1 protein-coding gene is annotated in these 885 nt (G+C 66.2%); it reads right to left on the bottom strand.

All coding sequences use genetic code 11. The features are described from left to right. Window positions 1-839, bottom strand: an 839-nt coding sequence (locus CU044_RS10600; protein WP_240045478.1) for an AMP-binding protein, incomplete at its 3' end; no start/stop codon positions are given. Window positions 840-885: the final 46 nt, after the last annotated feature.

Here is an 885-nt window from a genome sequence, read left to right as displayed (position 1 = left end):
GCCTGTGCGATGTCCGGATGGCCGGCGAGCGCGGACTCCACCTCACCCAGCTCGATACGGAAACCCCGCACCTTCACCTGGTCATCCGACCGGCCCACAAACTCCAGCACACCCTCCACCGACCACCGCACCACATCCCCGGTCCGATACATCCGCGCACCCGAACCACCAAACGGATCCGCCACAAACCGCTCCGCCGTCAAACCCCGCAAACCCACATACCCCTGCGCCACACCACCACCACCGATAAACAACTCCCCCGCCACACCCACCGCAACCGGACGCAACCACCCATCCAGCACATACACCCGGGCATTCGCCACCGGCCGCCCGATCGGCGGAACCCCCACCGCCTCCGCCGACAAGCCACCACTGAACGTCACCGCGACACTGGCCTCCGTCGGACCATACGCGTTGACCATCCGCCGACCCGGCGCCCAACGCGCCACCAGATCAGCACTCACCGCCTCCGCACCCACCATCAACGACCGCAGATCCGGCAACTCCACCGCAGGAAGCGCCGCCAACAGAGCCGGCACCAGAAACGCGTGATTCACACGATGGCGCTCCAGCAACCCCACCAAGTCCTCCGCCGACACCACACCGGCCGGAGCAACCACCAACGCACCGCCCAGACCCAACCCCGCCAGCACCTCAAGAATCGACGCGTCGAAACTCGGCGACGCCGTCTGCAACAGACGATCACCCGGCCGCACCCCAAAGCCCTCGGCCAACCCCGCCACAAACGCACTCAACCCACCACTCGGAACCTCCACACCCTTCGGCACACCCGTCGAACCCGACGTATAAATCACATACGCCGGCTGCCGCACATCCACCGACACCTCAGGAAGAACCGACGACAACCCCGCCAACTCCCCACCC

The sequence above is a fragment of the Streptomyces sp. L-9-10 genome (assembly GCF_004151105.1).
Lineage (GTDB): Bacteria > Actinomycetota > Actinomycetes > Streptomycetales > Streptomycetaceae > Streptomyces.
Note: the sequence above shows the minus strand (reverse complement) of the source record. Positions and strands in the feature narration are given on the sequence as shown.